The 15,698-nt window shown below is 65.5% G+C and carries 14 protein-coding genes; 4 read left to right on the plus strand and 10 right to left on the minus strand.

Annotated elements, in window-relative coordinates; all coding sequences use genetic code 11:
• Positions 1-55: 55 nt before the first annotated feature.
• The 3 genes from E4K65_RS15415 to E4K65_RS15425 form a co-directional block, all read right to left on the minus strand.
• Positions 56-1,360, minus strand: coding sequence for an HlyC/CorC family transporter (locus E4K65_RS15415; RefSeq protein WP_027545242.1), 1,305 nt, complete (start codon positions 1,358-1,360; stop codon positions 56-58).
• A gap of 92 nt (positions 1,361-1,452) precedes the next feature.
• Complete coding sequence (gene aroB / locus E4K65_RS15420) at positions 1,453-2,601, minus strand: 3-dehydroquinate synthase (protein WP_135174900.1); 1,149 nt, start codon at positions 2,599-2,601, stop codon at positions 1,453-1,455.
• Positions 2,598-3,221, minus strand: coding sequence for a shikimate kinase (locus E4K65_RS15425; RefSeq protein ID WP_167770834.1), 624 nt, complete (start codon positions 3,219-3,221; stop codon positions 2,598-2,600). The genes aroB and E4K65_RS15425 overlap by 4 nt, the downstream gene beginning before the upstream one ends.
• Before the next feature lie 182 nt (positions 3,222-3,403).
• On the opposite strand from E4K65_RS15425, the gene E4K65_RS15430 reads away from it, so the two are divergent.
• The 4 genes from E4K65_RS15430 to E4K65_RS15445 all read left to right on the plus strand — a co-directional run bounded on the left by E4K65_RS15430 (position 3,404) and on the right by E4K65_RS15445 (position 7,866).
• Entirely contained in the window at positions 3,404-3,550 is a 147-nt protein-coding gene (locus tag E4K65_RS15430; protein WP_035669499.1) for a hypothetical protein, read from the plus strand.
• A gap of 17 nt (positions 3,551-3,567) precedes the next feature.
• Positions 3,568-4,527, plus strand: a complete 960-nt coding sequence (gene xerD / locus E4K65_RS15435; protein WP_135174902.1) for a site-specific tyrosine recombinase XerD — start codon at positions 3,568-3,570, stop codon at positions 4,525-4,527.
• Positions 4,528-4,852: 325 nt separating this feature from the next.
• Positions 4,853-5,815 (plus strand): acetyl-CoA carboxylase carboxyltransferase subunit alpha, encoded by a 963-nt coding sequence (locus E4K65_RS15440; RefSeq protein ID WP_135174903.1) that lies wholly within the window; start codon positions 4,853-4,855, stop codon positions 5,813-5,815.
• A 476-nt stretch (positions 5,816-6,291) separates the two neighbouring features.
• The gene (locus E4K65_RS15445; RefSeq protein ID WP_167770835.1) at positions 6,292-7,866 is read left to right on the plus strand and encodes a L,D-transpeptidase family protein; all 1,575 of its coding nucleotides are present in this window, start codon (positions 6,292-6,294) and stop codon (positions 7,864-7,866) included.
• Positions 7,867-8,092: 226 nt separating this feature from the next.
• On the opposite strand, the gene E4K65_RS15450 is transcribed toward E4K65_RS15445, so the two are convergent.
• From E4K65_RS15450 to E4K65_RS15480, 7 genes are all read right to left on the minus strand, one after another.
• Entirely contained in the window at positions 8,093-8,788 is a 696-nt protein-coding gene (locus tag E4K65_RS15450; RefSeq protein ID WP_027545251.1) for a branched-chain amino acid ABC transporter ATP-binding protein, read from the minus strand.
• A complete protein-coding gene (locus E4K65_RS15455) occupies positions 8,781-9,515 on the minus strand; it encodes an ABC transporter ATP-binding protein (RefSeq protein ID WP_135174905.1) in 735 nt (244 codons plus the stop codon). Before E4K65_RS15455 ends, E4K65_RS15450 begins: the two co-directional genes overlap by 8 nt.
• The gene (locus E4K65_RS15460) at positions 9,502-10,608 is read right to left on the minus strand and encodes a branched-chain amino acid ABC transporter permease (protein WP_135174906.1); all 1,107 of its coding nucleotides are present in this window, start codon (positions 10,606-10,608) and stop codon (positions 9,502-9,504) included. Before E4K65_RS15460 ends, E4K65_RS15455 begins: the two co-directional genes overlap by 14 nt.
• Positions 10,609-10,614: 6 nt before the next feature.
• Positions 10,615-11,832: a substrate-binding protein gene (locus E4K65_RS15465; protein ID WP_025576495.1), complete on the minus strand. Its 1,218-nt coding sequence runs from the start codon at positions 11,830-11,832 to the stop codon at positions 10,615-10,617.
• 4 nt (positions 11,833-11,836) lie between these two features.
• Positions 11,837-12,694, minus strand: a complete 858-nt coding sequence (locus tag E4K65_RS15470) for a branched-chain amino acid ABC transporter permease (RefSeq protein ID WP_135174907.1) — start codon at positions 12,692-12,694, stop codon at positions 11,837-11,839.
• A 99-nt stretch (positions 12,695-12,793) separates the two neighbouring features.
• On the minus strand, positions 12,794-14,308 hold the full coding sequence (locus E4K65_RS15475; RefSeq protein WP_135174908.1) for an amidase: 1,515 nt from the start codon (positions 14,306-14,308) through the stop codon (positions 12,794-12,796).
• Positions 14,309-14,470: 162 nt separating this feature from the next.
• Positions 14,471-15,655: a substrate-binding domain-containing protein gene (locus tag E4K65_RS15480; protein WP_167770836.1), complete on the minus strand. Its 1,185-nt coding sequence runs from the start codon at positions 15,653-15,655 to the stop codon at positions 14,471-14,473.
• Between the last annotated feature and the right edge of the window lie 43 nt (positions 15,656-15,698).

The following is a 15,698-nucleotide window of genomic DNA, read 5'->3' on the forward strand; positions in this document are numbered from 1 at the left end:
TCGATAAGCCGCGGCGTACTGGATCGTCCGCCTGCGCGGACGATGACACCGTGCGTCAAAACGACGTCCCGGCCCGCCTCGGCTTTGCCTCCTCCAGCTCCGCCTCGCGCGGCACCGGTGAAATACGGAGCGCGGTGATGCGGTTGCGTTCGCGGCGCAGGACGCGGAAACGGAAGCCGTGGAACGTGAAGCTCTGGCCGCGATCGGGGATCGAGCGCGCCTCGTGAATGACGAGGCCGGCGACCGTGGTTGCCTCTTCATCGGGCAGATGCCAGTCCATGGCGCGATTGAGATCGCGGATCGGCACCGAGCCGTCGACCACGACCGAGCCGTCAGGCTGGGCGCGCACGCCGGCGACCACGACGTCGTGCTCGTCGGAGATGTCGCCGACGATCTCCTCCAGAATGTCTTCCAGCGTCACGAGACCTTCAACTTCGCCGTACTCGTCGACGACGAGCGCGAAATGGGTCTTGCGGCGGCGGAACGCCTTGAGCTGCTCGGAGACCGGGCGCATCTCCGGCACGAACCAGGGCGGCAGCGCGATGGTGGAGACGTCGATGCGCGAGGTGTCGCCTTCGGCGGCGCGGATCGCGCGCAGCAGATCCTTGGCGTGGAGCACGCCGATGATGTTTTCCGGCTTCTCGCGCCAGAGCGGAATGCGGGTGTATTCGGTCGCCAGCACCTCGCGCACCAGCTCCTCCGGCGGCAGGTCGGCGTTGATCATCATCATCTCGGTGCGATGGATCATGACGTCGGAGACCTGGAGCTCGCGCAGGTCCAACAGGCCGCCGAGCATGTCGCGGTCCTGCTTCTCGAACTTGCCCTCGTGATGCAACAGGTCGACCGCGCCGCGCAGGCGCTCGGTCGGCGACAGGATGGCCTGGTGCTCGCCGGCAAGGCCGAACAGGCGCATCAGGAGGCGCACGATGACTTCGACGATCTTGAGCAGCGGCCCCAGTACATACATGGTCAGCCGCATCGGGCGCGCGACCGCAAGCGCCATGCGGTCGGGCGCGTTGATGGCGATGGTCTTGGGCAGCACTTCCGCGAAGATCACCACCAGCGCGGTCATCACACCGGTGGCGTAGAGCACGCCGACATCGCCGAACCATGACGTGAAGATGGCGGTGGCGAGCGCGGAGGCGCCGATATTGGCGATGTTGTTGCCGAGCAGCAGCGCGCCGATCAGGCGCTCGCGCATGTCGAGCAGTTGCGAGACCACGTCGGCGTCGTGATTACCCTGCTTGGAGAGCCGCAGCATGCTGGCGCGCGAGGCGCCGGTCAGCGCGGTCTCGCTCGCGGCGAAGAACGCCGAGACCAGCAGGCAGAGGACGACGATGGTGAATCCGAGCCAGTCCATGAACCACTCAAGTTTCTTGTCTTGACGCGTTTTCCTTGCGCGAACCGGTCCCCACTTCGCTCGAAAACGCTTTCACGAAGTTCAGCCGCGCGTCACGCCTTGTGAGCGAGCTTCTCTTTCAGGAAGTCGCGCACCGGGGCCGGCTCGACATCCTTTGCGATCACGGCGCGCCCCACAGCCTCGAGCAGGATGAAGGTGAGCTTGCCGCGCTTGACCTTCTTGTCCTGCGCCATCAGGGCCATCAGCGCGTCGGCATCGGCAAGCCCTTCCTGCGAAAAGCCCGCGATGTCCTGCAAGCGGGTCGGCAGGCCCGCTTCAATGAGATGCCGCTCGACGCGCGCCGCGTCGGCCTCGCCGATCATGCCGAGCTTGGCGGAGAATTGCGCCGCCAGCGTCATGCCGATCGCGACGCCCTCGCCGTGGAACAAGCGGTCGGAGAAGCCGGTCGCAGCTTCGAGCGCGTGGCCGAAGGTGTGGCCTAGATTGAGCAGCGCGCGCTCGCCGGTCTCGCGCTCGTCGCGCGAGACCACGCCGGCCTTGGCGCGGCAGGAGGTCGCGATCGCGTGCTCGCGCGCCGAGCCGCCCTTGAAGATGTCGGCGTGGTTCTTTTCCAGCCAGGTGAAGAAGGCCTCGTCGCCGAGCACGCCGTATTTGGCGACCTCGGCGTAGCCGGAGCGGAATTGCCGCGGCGACAGCGTGTCGAGCACGGCGGTGTCGGCAATCACCAGCACCGGCTGGTGGAAGGCGCCAAGCAAATTCTTGCCCTGCGGCGAGTTGATGCCGGTCTTGCCGCCAACGGAAGAATCGACCTGTGCCAGCAGCGAGGTCGGCACCTGCACGAAATCGACGCCGCGGCGCAGGATCGCGGCGGCAAAGCCGGCGAGATCGCCGACCACGCCGCCGCCGAGCGCGATGACGAGATCGTTGCGCTCGATCTTGGCCGCGATCAGGGCTTCGCTGACCTTTTCGAGGCCGGCATAGGTTTTCGAGATCTCGCCTTCCTCGACCACGATCCGCGAGGTCGGGATGCCGACGGCCGCGAGCGATGCTTCCGTCGGCTCGAGCCAGTGTTTAGCGACGGTGCGATCCGTCACGATCGCCGTGCGCACGCCGGGGCGTAAGTGCGCGACCCGTTCGCCGAGCGAGGCCAGCACGCCACGGCCGATGACGATGTCATAGGCGCGATCGCCGAGCGCGACACCGACGTTGACGGGGTCGGAATGTTTCAGGGGCGCGGTCATCGTACGGCACTCGCAACGTCGACAGGTGGCTGAGACGCCTGCTCACCGCAAAGATGCGCGCGCAGCGTCTCGATGCATTCCTCGACGATCTTGTCGTGCGGCACGTCGCGGGAGGCGATGGTGAGGTCGGCATGGCTGTAAACCGGCTCGCGCTCGGTGAGCAGGCGCGTCACCGTCCCTTCCGGATCGGCGGTCTGGAGCAGCGGACGATCGGCGCGGCGGCGGACGCGGCGCATGATGACGTCGTGGTCGGCCTTGAGCCAGATCGAGACCGCCTTCGCCGCGATCCGGGTCCGCGTCTCCTCGCGCATGAAGGCGCCGCCGCCGGTCGCCAGCACCGCCGGGCCGCCGTCGAGCAGGCGCGCGATCACCCGCGCCTCGCCGTCACGGAAATGGGCCTCGCCATGGCGCTCGAAAATCTCCGGTATGGTCATGCCGGCCGCCGCCTCGATCTCGGTGTCGGCGTCGACGAAGGGCAGCTTGAGCCGGGCCGCCATGCGGCGACCGATGGTGGATTTGCCCACCCCCATCATGCCGACGAGCACGATCGAGCGCGCCCCGAGCGCCGACAGGATGTCGGCCTCAGGCGAAGCTTGTATCGGCAACGCGGCGTCGGACATGGGTCTCGCTCTGGATCTCGCTCTGGGTCTCGCTCGATCTGCCGCCAAAAGCGGCCTGCTTTGGCCACCTATACGACCCCGAAGGGGGCCTCGCCAGAGGACTCTTGCCACGAAACGGCGAACATGTTGGATGATTTCATTGGTTAATTTGCCGACCTGGACCTTTACCGAGACCTTGCACGATGCCCAGCCTGTTCCGCTTCCTGACGGTCGTCGCCGTGATCGCCGGCATCGTCTATGGCGTGGTCTTTGCGCTGGCGAACTTCGTCAATCCCAAGCCGCGGGAAATGACGGTGACGATCCCGCCGGATAAGTTTCTCAAGAAATAGGAGCTAGCCTCCAGGGCATGCGTGCAAAGCCCTCAGACAGCAAGCTCACCGGCCTGTTCCTCGACATGCTCGCGGCGGAACAGGGCGCCGGCCCCAATACGCTCGATGCCTACCGCCGCGATCTCACGGACTTCTCCGAGTTCCTGGGCCGCATCGGCCACTCTTTTGCGGATGCCGAAACCCAAACGCTGCGCGACTATCTCGCCGATCTCGACACCCGTGGCTTCAAATCCACCAGCGTCGCGCGCCGCCTGTCGGCGATGCGGCATCTCTACCGCTTCCTCCTGAACGAGCGCATTCGCATCGACGATCCCGCCGCGATCCTGTCCGGCCCCAAGCGCGGCCGCGGCCTGCCAAAGGTGCTGTCGATCGCGGATGTCGACCGCATGCTCCGCCGTGCCAAGGAATTGAGCGAGGCGGAGGAGGCCTCGCCCTCGAAGCGGCTGCGCGCCTTGCGGCTCTATTGCCTGCTCGAGGTGCTCTACGCCACGGGCCTGCGCGTCTCCGAGCTGGTGGCGCTGCCGCGCACGGCGGCCAAGCGCGACGCCCGCATGATCGTGGTGCGCGGCAAGGGCAACAAGGAACGGCTGGTGCCGCTGAACGAGGCCTCGCGCCAGGCGATGGCGGATTATCTCGCCGCGACCGAAGCCGCGAAGACGGAGAAGAAGAAAGACGGCCTCGCCGCCTCGAAATGGCTGTTTCCCTCGTTCGGCGAGAGCGGGCATCTGACCCGGCAGCATTTCGCCCGCGACCTCAAGGAGCTCGCGGTCGCCTCGGGCCTGCAGGCGCGGCTGGTCTCCCCGCACGTGCTGCGCCACGCCTTCGCCAGCCACCTGCTGCACAACGGCGCGGACTTACGCATCGTGCAGACCCTGCTCGGCCACACCGACATCTCGACCACCCAGATCTACACCCACGTGGTCGAGGAGCGGCTGAAGAGCCTGGTGCGCGACCTGCACCCGCTGGCGGAGAAGTAACTTGTCGTCGTCCCGGCGAAGGCCGGGACCCATACCGCGTGATCTGTCGGTGAGGGGCGGTGTCAGTCCCGCAGAAAGACCGCATCACTCCGAGTCTTCGCCAAATTTCTCCCTGTGGTTATGGGTTCCGGCCTTCGCCGGGACGACAGCGGTGGCCGAAACCGCCTTGACTTCGGCCACATCTCCGCAGAAAGAGCCGTGGCCTCACGATTGATTTGGCGGGCGGCCCAGAAGCCCACAAGCCAACTCATTGAAGAAGCTACACTTCTTTCCGCAGGTCTGAAACCGCTTCGCCGCCTCGCCCCGTCCTCCCTATATTGAGTTGATGCAAGACCAGATGCGCAGCTATCTCGACTTCGAAAAGCCCGTCGCCGAGCTCGACTCCAAGGTCGACGAGCTGCGGACGCTCGCGGCCTCCGGGACCGACATCAGTGACGAGATCGGGCGGATCGAGGACAAGGCGGCGCAGGCGCTGGCCGACCTCTATACGAACCTGACGCCGTGGCAGAAGACGCTGGTCGCGCGGCATCCGCAGCGGCCGCATTTCAACGATTTCATCACGGGCCTGATCACCGAGTTCACGCCGCTCGCCGGCGACCGCAAGTTCGGCGAGGACGAGGCCCTGGTCGCCGGCTTCGGCCGCTTCCGCGGCGAGCCGATCTGCGTGATGGGCCAGGAAAAGGGCGATTCCACCGAGAGCCGCATCCGGCACAATTTCGGCATGGCGCGGCCCGAGGGCTATCGCAAATGCGTGCGGCTGATGGAGATGGCCGAGCGGTTCGGCCTGCCGGTGCTGTCGCTGGCCGATTCCGCCGGCGCCTATCCCGGCATCGGCGCCGAGGAGCGCGGCCAAGCCGAGGCGATCGCGCGCTCGACCGACGCGTGCCTGTCGCTGGGCGTGCCGAACGTCGCCATCATCACCGGCGAAGGCATGTCGGGCGGCGCCATCGCGATCACCACCGCCAACCGGGTGCTGATGCTGGAGCACGCGATCTACAGCGTGATCTCGCCGGAGGCCGCCTCCTCCATCCTCTGGCGCGACGGCACCAAGGCGCAGGAAGCCGCCAACAACATGAAGATCACCGCCCAGGACATGCTCCGCTTCGGGGTGATCGACAGCATCCTGAAGGAGCCGGTCGGCGGCGCCCACCGCGACCCCGCCGCCATGATCGCCACCACCGGGGACGCCATCGCCAAGGCGTTTGAGGAGCTCCACGGCCTCGACGCCGACGCCATCCGCAAGCAGCGGCGGCAGAAATTCCTCGATATCGGCCGGAAACTGGGCTGATTCGTGCGGTTTTTGTGTCCCGGACGCGGTGCGGCACGAAGTGACGCTCCGCTGAGCCGGGACCAGCAGGCTCCACAGACCGCCTTCAGCGTAGGCCCCGGCTCTGCGGTGCACCGCTGAAGAAGCGCTGCGCCGCGTCCGGGGCACGAGAAACCGGTCCCCGGTAACCCCGCATTAACCCTTTTTTTGCCCAAATCGGCGATCTCTGTCTGGATCGGGCCGGAAGGCCCAAGTAAGGCCCAAAGTCGCGTCCATTTAGTCTCTGTTGACCATGCCATTGGGCCAACGGGCTCGTGATCCCCGCTCGGGTTGCGACCACATGACCCAGAGGTTAGAATTTTAATTAATGGCTTCAGGGCAAAAGCGCTGGAGCGTGGTTTGAAAAAGCCCGTCACGACGGGTCCGGATCTCCGGTCGGATCATGCTCCAAAGAATTGGGGTTCGCGCGGCTTGCCCGGCACGGTGTGGGGTCCATCTTGATTTCTCGTTCGCTTGCTCGCGCGCTCTTGGCTTCGGTTGCGCTGTTGACGGCCAGTGTTCTGCTGGCCGGCTGCGACACTGACCAGGTGTCGCTCGCGACCAACGCCAAGGCCAACCAGCCGGTGCCGCCAAAACTTCTCGCCGCGATGGTCGAGAAGGACATGGATCTGCAATCCCCGATCCTGGTCCGCCTGTTCAAGCAGGAGGCCGAGCTCGAGGTCTGGAAGCAGACCCGCAACGGCCAGTTCGCGCTGCTCAAGACCTATCCGATCTGCCGCTGGTCGGGCGATCTGGGCCCGAAGGTGCGCGAAGGCGACCGCCAGGCGCCGGAAGGATTCTACTCGATCAATCCGGGCCAGATGAATCCGCAGTCGGCCTATTACCTCTCGTTCAACACGGGCTATCCGAACGCGTTCGACAAGGCTCTGGGCCGTTCCGGCTCGCAGCTGATGGTGCATGGCGACTGCTCTTCGCGCGGCTGTTACGCGATGACCGACGAGCAGATCGCGGAGATCTATTCGCTCGGCCGCGAATCCTTCTTCGGCGGCCAGAAGGCGTTCCAGCTCCAGGCCTATCCGTTCAAGATGACGCCGGTGAACATGGCCAAGCACCGGAACAATCCGAACATGCCGTTCTGGAAGATGATCAAAGAGGGCTATGATCATTTCGAGGTGACGCGGCAGGAGCCGAAGGTCGATTTCTGCGAGAAGAAGTACGTCTTCGACGCGGCGAAGACGCCCGATGCCAAGCGCGATCCGGTGTTCGACGCGTCCGCAAAGTGCCCGGCCTATGTGATCCCCGAGGACATCGCGAGCGCCGTGCGCGAGAAGGACGCGCGCGACCAGGCCGAGTACGCCAAGCTCGTGGCCAAGGGCACGCCGGTGGCGCGCATGAACACCGGCATTGACGGCGGCATGAACAAGATCTTCGCCGCCAAGATTCCAGAAGGCTCGACCGGCCTGTCGGAGGGCGCCGAAGGCACCACGCTGCAGATGCTGGCGATGGCGAAGGCGCCGGGCACGATCCCCGGCCACGTCAATCCGCCCAGGCCCAATCTCGACGCGGCCGCGCCCTCGCCGCAGGAAGAGCCGGTCGTCGCCGTCAGCGCACCCGCAACCAGCACCCGCGTCGCGGCCGCTCAACCGGCCGAGAAATCCCAGGAAAAATCCCAAGAGAAATCCCAAAGTGGCGGCTTCTTCTCGAACCTTGGCCGCAAGATGGGCCTCGGCACCGCCGACACGACCGCGACCGCTTCGGCTCCGCCGCCGCAAGCCACCGCGTCCGTGGCCCCGGCCACGACGTCCACAACGCCGCCCAGCGCGGCATCAAGGCTGAAGGCCGCCGTGACCCGCTTTGTGCCCGGCCGCGACACGACCAAGGACGCGCCGAAGCCGGCTGTTGCCGCCGCCAAGCCCGCCGAGCCGGCGAAGCCCGATACCCGCCTCGCCGCAACGCGCCCGGCGCTGAAGCCGACGGTGTCGGATGATCCCGCTGGTGGCCCGCAGATGGCGGGCGCCGCGCCGGTGGTGCAGTCGAACTCGTTCGACAGCCGCTTTGGGGCGGTGAAGTAAACAACGGCTCTCGCTTCGGTCTGCTCAATCGACAATTTCCCACCGTCACCCTGAGGTGGCCGCTTCTTCAGCGGCCCTCGAAGGGCGACGGCCCGACTGGCAGCTCGGCCATTCATCCTTCGAGGCTCGCTTTGCGATGCTGCGCATCGCGCCGCTCGCGCCTCAGGATGACGGGACTGGCAGGAAGCCTGCGGCGAGAGACAGCCGTAGAGCGGGTAGTGAGAATCTACGGCGCCAGATACCGCATCAGTTCCGGATTGCCACGCACATCATTCGCCTCCCCCTGCAGTGCGACCCTTCCGCGGTCCAGCACGTAGGCATAATCGGCGACGCGCAGCGCGAGGTCGAGGTGCTGCTCGACGATGATGACGGCGATGTTTTTCGCGAGCTCGATCAGGCGTTCGGTGATCTCCTCGATGACGCCGATCCAGACGCCTTCGGTCGGCTCGTCGAGCAGCAACAATTTCGGATCGCCCAGCATGGCGCGGCCGATGGCGAGCATCTTGCGCTCGCCGCCGGAGAGCGTGCCGGCGGGCTGGTCGAGGCGCTGGCCGAGTTTCGGGAAGATGGTCAGCACGTGGTCGACGGCGTCGGCCTTGCTGCTCGCGAGCGAGCCGACGGCGAGATTGTCGCGTACCGACAGGCGGGCGAACACCGAATGCTCCTGCGGGACGTAGCCGATGCCGGCGCGCACGCGCTCCTGGGTCGCGCGGCGGCTGATGTCGCGGCCGTCGAAGGCGACCTCGCCCTTCCACGCCGGCAGCTCGCCGACGATGGTCTTCATCAACGTGGTCTTGCCGGCGCCATTGCGCCCGAGCACGGCGACGCCGCCACGCCAGGGAATGCCGAGGTTGACGTCGAACAGGACCTGGCTGCGGCCATAGCCGGCGTCGAGATGCTTGATGTCCAAAAATTCAGGCACGGCGCAGATAGATCTCCTGGACGGATTTGTTGGCCTGGATCTCGGACACGGTACCTGACGCCAGCACCTTGCCCTGGTCGAGCACGGTCAGGCGATCGCAGATGTCGCGGATGAAATCGAGGTCGTGCTCGACGATGACGAGCGAGCAATGTTTTTTGATCGGCTGGAGCAATTCGCCGGTGACGCGGCGCTCTTCCAGGCTCATGCCGCCGGTCGGCTCGTCCAGCAGCAGCAGCTTTGGCTTGCCCGCAAGCGCCATCGCGATCTCCAGCCATTGCTGCTGGCCGTGCGACAGCGCCGCCGCCGCGTCGAAGGCGCGATCGGCGAGGCGGAACTGCGTCAGCATGGTCATGACCTGGTCGTGCAGCGCGCCGCGCGTACGCGAGAACAGGAGGTCGAACAGCGAGGACTGCGCCTGGAGCGCGAGCAGGATGTTGTCGTAGAGCGTCAGCGTCGGCAGCACGCTGGTGATCTGGAATTTCAGGCTCATGCCGGCGCGGGCACGCTCGGTCGGCGTGAACGCGGTGATGTCGGTGTTGACGAAGCTCACCTTGCCCTGCGTCGGCACCTCGGCCCCGGCGATGCACTTCATCAGCGTGCTCTTGCCGGAGCCGTTCGGGCCGATCAGGCCGTGAAACTCGTTCTCGCCGACGGTGAGGGCTGCGCCATCGAGCGCGGTGAGCTTGCCGAAGATCTTTTTGATGCCCGCGGCCTCAAGGAGCGGCATTGCGCTTCTCCTTTCCGGGCTTCTTGTTCTCGTTGGGCTTCGCACCGAAGCTGCCGACCCGTTCGCGTTCGCCCAGCACGAAGCTGATCAGGCCGAGCGGCCGGAACAGGATCACGAGCAACAGCAGCACGCCCAGGATGATCGGCCAGATGTCGCGGTAATTGTCGGACAGCCAGAAGCTGACGCCTTCGACGATGACGGCGCCGATGACCGCACCGATCAGCGTGCCGGAGCCGCCGAACAGCACGTAGAGCACCACCTGCGTCGAGACGACGACGCCGACCATGTTGGGCCATACGAAACCCTCATGGAAGGCATAGAGGCTGCCCGCGAGCCCTGCGATGGCGCCGCCGATGGTGAAGATGATCGCCTTCAGATGCTGCGCCTTGTAGCCGAAGAAGGCGATGCGCTGCTCGTTCTCGCGAAGACCTGCGAGCGCGAGGCCGAACTGCGAGCGCACCAGGAAGCGGCAGAGCAGATAGACCACGACGAGGATGCCGAGCACGAGATAATAGAAGGCCGGCCCTTCCGAGAACTCGTAGCCTCCGAGCGTCATCGGCGCGATCGAGGGAATGCCGTTCTGGCCGCCGAGATAGTACCAGCCGCGTGCCAGGCGATCGGCGGCGTAGGAGCCGGTGAGCGTGCCCAGTGAGACGAAGATCACGCTGGAGGGATGCCGGCCCAGCAGCAGGAAGCCGCCGAGTAGCAGCGCGAAGGTGAGGCCGATGATGGTGCCCGCGGGCAGCACCAGGAAGATGTTGGTGATGTCCAAGTCGCGCGCGAGCAGCGCGACGCCATAGCCGGCCGAGCCGAAGAACAGGGCCTGGCCAAAGCTCATGATGCCGGCATAGCCCCAGACCAGGTCGAACGACAGCGCGAACAGCGCGAGGATGATCACCCGCGTCGCGAACACCGTGAGATAGTCCTGCAGCACCAGCGGCGCGAGCAGCGCCGCGACAAGCACGACGCCCTCCACGATCGGCAGGACGTTTCGTCCTGCCGCGACCTGTACCGCTGCCGCGCGTTCAGCCATCGCATCGTCCGCTTCGTCGCCGGCGATGGCCTCTCTTACCACACTCATCGACTTCGGCATTCCGCCTCAGCATTCCTTGGGATCGACCAGACCGTCGCTGCGTCCGACGATCTCGTAGTTCCCGCCCTTGGCGACCGCGGTGTACATCTTCATCTTGCAGTGCCGCTTGCCCGGCACCATCTCGGCCGGTCCCCCGGGGCCCTCCGCGATCTTGGCATGGTCGAGCGCGGCGGCGACCGATTCGCGGTCGATCTTGCCCGCTTCCTTGACGGCCGCCTCCCACAGCTTGAGGCCACGATAGGTGCCGGTGGCGGCGCTGCCGGCAGCGAACAGGAAATTGCCCGGAAAGTCCTTCTCGTAGGCCGCCTGGATTTTTGCGTCGAACGGATTCTCCTTGGTCAGCACCTTGAAATAGTCGAGGCAGCTTGCGAGGCCCTCGATCTCGGCGGCCTGGTTGATGTTGAGCGTGTTCTCGTCGTAGTAGACGCAGGCGAGACGGCCGCCGTTCTTGAGGAAGCCCGCTTCATAGAGCTGCTTGAAGAACGGGCCGACGCCCGGCGGAATGACGGTGTTGAAGACGACGTCGACCTTGTTGGAGATGATGCGGTTGACGGTCGAGGAGAAATCGACCTGGTCGAGCGGATAGTATTCCTCGAACACGACCTCGCCGCCGTTCGATTCGATCACCTTGCGCGCATAGACGTTGAGCGTGTGCGGCCAGACGTAGTTGGCGCTCGGCAGCGCGAACTTCTTGCCGCCGTTCTTGATCAGCCAGGGGATGAACTCGTCGCATTGCTGCGCCGGCGTCGGGCCGGTACAGAACAGATAGGGCGTGCACTCCTTGCCTTCGTAGAGCTGCGGATAGATGTAGAGCGTCTTGCCGCGCGCCACGATCGGATCCTTGATCGCGTTGCGCATCGAGGAGGTGATGCCGCCCAGCACCATGTCGACCTTGTCGCGCTGGATCAGCTTGCGGACGTTGCCGACGGCGACGGATTCGTTCGAAGCGGTGTCCTCGATATAGAGCTCGAGCGGACGGCCGAGCAGGCCGCCGGCGGCGTTGATCTCCTTGATCACCATCTTGGCGACGTTGGCGTCGGCATTGCCCGCGTAGGCGATCGGGCCGGTGAGATCGGTGGCGATGCCGACCTTGATCGGGGCTTCGGCCGCATTGGCCCAGGGGGCCGGGATCACCCAGCTGCCGACGCCGGTTGCGACCGCGCCGGACGCAAAGGCGAAATTGGAGAGAAAGCGGCGGCGTGAGAGCTGCGTACGATCGAACATGTGACTAAACCCCTTTTCCAGCGATGAGGCCCTGCGGCCGGAATTTGATGAAGACAATAGCGAGCACGAAGACGAGGACGTCGGCGACGACGGGCGCCATCACCCATGGCAGCGCGGCACTGAGCGTCCCGATGACGCCGGCGCCTGCGACCGGTCCGATGAAGGAGCCAACGCCGCCGACCATGACCGCAACAAAGCCCTGGATCAGGAAGCGCAGGCCGAGATCGGCGAACAGGCTGAACACGGGCACGATCAGTGCCCCGGCGAGGCCGGCGAGCGCCGCGCCGAAGGCAAAGGTGGCACCATAGATCAGCGGCGTGGAGATGCCGGAGGCACGCGCCAGCGAAGGATTTTCCAGCGTGGCGCGGACGCGAAGGCCAAAGCTCGTGCGTGAGAGCAGGAGATAACAACCGCCCATCACCAGCAGCGTGATGACGATGATCGTGAAGCGCCAGGCCGAGATGTGCATCGCGCCGATGTCGATCGAGCCACCAATCGGCTCCGGCACGGTGAGATAGAAGCCGCCGATCAGCCCGCGCACGGATTCGCGGATGATCAGGCCCAGCGCATAGGTGCCGAGCATCGCCACGATCGGCGCGGCGTAGAACCGGCGGATGATCAGCGCCTCCAGCACGAAGCCGAGCGCGCCGACCACGAAGGGCGCCGCGACCATGCCGGCCCAGATCGGCAGGCCCCTGGCGTAGGTGAGATAGGTGATGTAGGCCCCGAGCAGGACGAACTCTCCTTGCGCGAAGTTGAAGATGCCCATCATGCTGGCGATGATCCCGAGCCCCAGCACGATCAGGACGATGATCGCGCCAAAGCTCAGGATCTCGAACGCCGCGACGAACGCGTTAGCCATTTGGTGGATTCTTGTTTTGACGCGTTTTCTTGACGCGAACCAGCATCCACTTCGCTCGAAAACGCTTCTGTGTTCCGTCCGTCTGCATCGATGCCTCGCTCACATCTTCTTCCAGTCGCCGATCTGCTCGAAAGCGTGCGCGGCGCGATAAATCGTGGATTCCTCGAACATGCGGCCGACCAGCATCAGGCCGACGGGCAGGCCGTCGACCATGCCGCAGGGCAGCGACATCGCAGGATGATGGGTGATGTCGAACGGCGCGGTGTTGCCGATCATCTCCAGCGCACGGGCGACGTAGTCCTCGCGGCTGGCCGTGGGCTCCGGCAGCTTCGTCGCCTTCATCGGCGTGGTCGGCAGCAGCAGGAGATCGTAATCCCTGAAAGCCTTGTCGTAGGCTGCAGTCAGACGCCGGGAGATGTTCAGCGCCTTGCCGTAATAGCGCGGACCGAAATTGTTGTTGATGTAGGTCCCGAGCAGCAGGAACAGCTTTGTCGTCTCCGACAGCGAGTCCGCCTGCCGGCGCCAGCCGCGATGGAAATCCATCAGCGAGGTCGAGTAGAGGTCGGAGCGGGACAGGCCATAGCCGTCGCCATACATCATGGTCTGGGTCATGCCCTCGGTGCCGATCGGCGTCCAGATCGCGGGGCCGACGAGGTGCATCGGGATCGAGACGGTCTCGACGGTGGCGCCGAGATCCTTGAAACGCTTGGCCGCCTCGCGCACACTCTCGTTCACCGCGGCTTCCGCGGTCGGCTGCTCAAAGCCTTCCTTGAGGATGCCGATCTTCATGCCCTTTACGCCCTGGCCGAGCGCCTTGGTGTAGTCCTCGACCTTGGGCGCCTTGATGCGCGGGTCATAGCCGTCGTCGCCGGCGAGCACCTCGAGCAGCAGCGCGTTGTCGGCAACGGTCGCTGTCATCGGGCCGGTGTGATCGACGAAGATCTCGATCGGCATGATGCCGGTGTAGGGCACGAGGCCCCAGGTCGGCTTCATGCCGTAGGTGCCGCAGAACGAGGACGGCATGCGGATCGAGCCGCCCTGGTCGCCGCCGATCGCCATGTCGACCTCGCCGAGCGCGACGACGACGCCGCTGCCCGAGGACGAGCCGCCGGCCGAATAGCCCATCTTGTGCGGATTGTGCACCGCGCCGACCGCACCGGTGTGGCTGCCGCCGGACATGCAGAAGGATTCGCAATGCACCTTGCCGGCGATCTCGGCGCCGGCATCGAGCATGCGCGTGACGATGGTGGCGTCGAAATCGGGAACGTAGCCTTCCAGCGTCGCCGAGCCGTTCATCATGGGAACGCCGGCGAGCATGATGTTGTCTTTCAGCGCGACGGTCTTGCCCTTGAGCTTGCCGCTGGCGGCGCCCTTCACCGTGGACTTGCGATACCAGGCGTTGCGCGGGTTCTCCTCGGGCGAAGGCCGATAGCCCGGCGTGCGCGGATATTTCACCTCCGGCACTTCGTCCGGCATTGCGCCGACGAGATTGTAGGCTTCGATCGAGCCCTGCATCAGGCCGCGGAACGAGGCGACGTCATCGTCGGTCAGCGCGAGGCCGCACTGCTCGGCGACGCTGCGAAGTTGGGCGGGCGTTGGAAGGACAACTGTCACGGCGCTCTCCTTGAGGCTTCTTGATCCCTGGCTTTGATGGAGGCCGCTCGCTCGCGCTTGCACAGCGCGGGCCAATCGGCTTCGCCTCGATATTACAGACGGAAATATTTTCCTTTTCAAGTATTATTTCGAAAATCCGCCGCGACAGACGAGCGACCGATGTCAGAGCGTCTTGATGAGCTTGAAGTCGAGACCGTCCGCCTCGGCGAGATACATCGGCATCTCGGCGCGGCCATCGCGGATGGTGACGGGTCCGCGGCCCGCCGAATAAACGGTGTTGCGCGCCGCCTTCAGCAGCGGATGCAAGGCGAGGGAGCCGGCACGGTTGGCCACGGACTCCAGGAACCGCAGCCCCTCGTAATTCGACTGGCCGACGGAACCGACGGGCGGCGCGTGCGGGCCGAACATGGCCTGATAGCCGCCGAGGAACTCGTCATTGGCGCGCGAGGCCATGCAGTTGAAATAGCCGGAGGCGCAGAACAAATTCTCGGTGTTATCGGCACCGATGCCGAGCAGCACGGTTTCGTCCATCGCACCCGCGAGCCGCAGCGTCGCGGTGGCGAGGCCAGCCTCGGCGAAGGCGCGATTGAAGGTGATGCTGTCGGTGCCGATCAGCGAGATCAGCACCACGTCAGGCTTGGCGGCGCGGATGCGCGCCAGATGCGGCTCGTGATTGTCCTCGCCGACGGGGACGAACTCCTCGCCGACGACCTGGCCGCCGGCTTCCTTGATGTAGCGCTTGACCGCGCGATGCGACTGCCAGGGCCAGACGTAATCGCTGCCGATCAGGTACCAGCGCGCCGCCTTCTTGACGTCGGCCAGCCAGTGGATCGACGGCCGGCTCTGCCAGCGCGGCGTCTCGCCGATCGCCATCACGCCCGGCGTGCGCTCGCCGCCCTCATAGACCGGCGTATAGATGTAGGGGATGCGGTTGCCGGTGACCTTGCGCAGCGCGACGCGGACGGCGCTGATATGCGACCCCATGATGAGGTCGACCTCGTCGAAGGCGATCGCCTGCTCGGCGCGCTGCACCACCTCGTCGATCGGGCCGCCAGAATCGTAGATCGACAGCTCCAGCTCGCGGCCCAAAATGCCGCCGCGCTTGTTGATCTCGGCGACCGCCAGCATCGCGCTGTTGGTGGAGGTCGGGCCCCAGATCCCGGGCGAGCCGGTGAAGGTGAGGAAATTGCCGATGCGCAGCTTGTTGCGTGCGCCGCGGCGCTTCATGAAATGCGCGTCAACCGGAGACAGGTCGAAGTCGGCCGCCGACGACGACAGATTCCTGAACAGCAAAGACGGCGGCAACGCCGGGCCGCCGTGAGCCGGGAAGTTTACCGTCGCGCGCACGCCAACTCCTGTCTGGCACCAGACCTGAAAGCACATTGAGCAG

The organism is Bradyrhizobium niftali (assembly GCF_004571025.1).
GTDB lineage: Bacteria > Pseudomonadota > Alphaproteobacteria > Rhizobiales > Xanthobacteraceae > Bradyrhizobium > Bradyrhizobium niftali.

What these genes read in the sequence shown, in the direction of transcription:
- E4K65_RS15470 (WP_135174907.1), bottom strand. Translation starts at nt 12,694, where the DNA reads ATGGCTAACGCGTTCGTCGCGGCGTTCGAGATCCTGAGCTTTGGCGCG.
- E4K65_RS15430 (WP_035669499.1), top strand. Translation starts at nt 3,404, where the DNA reads ATGCCCAGCCTGTTCCGCTTCCTGACGGTCGTCGCCGTGATCGCCGGC.
- E4K65_RS15425 (WP_167770834.1), bottom strand. Translation starts at nt 3,221, where the DNA reads ATGTCCGACGCCGCGTTGCCGATACAAGCTTCGCCTGAGGCCGACATC.
- E4K65_RS15440 (WP_135174903.1), top strand. Translation starts at nt 4,853, where the DNA reads ATGCAAGACCAGATGCGCAGCTATCTCGACTTCGAAAAGCCCGTCGCC.
- E4K65_RS15455 (WP_135174905.1), bottom strand. Translation starts at nt 9,515, where the DNA reads ATGCCGCTCCTTGAGGCCGCGGGCATCAAAAAGATCTTCGGCAAGCTC.
- E4K65_RS15465 (WP_025576495.1), bottom strand. Translation starts at nt 11,832, where the DNA reads ATGTTCGATCGTACGCAGCTCTCACGCCGCCGCTTTCTCTCCAATTTC.
- E4K65_RS15415 (WP_027545242.1), bottom strand. Translation starts at nt 1,360, where the DNA reads ATGGACTGGCTCGGATTCACCATCGTCGTCCTCTGCCTGCTGGTCTCG.
- E4K65_RS15460 (WP_135174906.1), bottom strand. Translation starts at nt 10,608, where the DNA reads ATGCCGAAGTCGATGAGTGTGGTAAGAGAGGCCATCGCCGGCGACGAA.
- xerD (WP_135174902.1), top strand. Translation starts at nt 3,568, where the DNA reads ATGCGTGCAAAGCCCTCAGACAGCAAGCTCACCGGCCTGTTCCTCGAC.
- aroB (WP_135174900.1), bottom strand. Translation starts at nt 2,601, where the DNA reads ATGACCGCGCCCCTGAAACATTCCGACCCCGTCAACGTCGGTGTCGCG.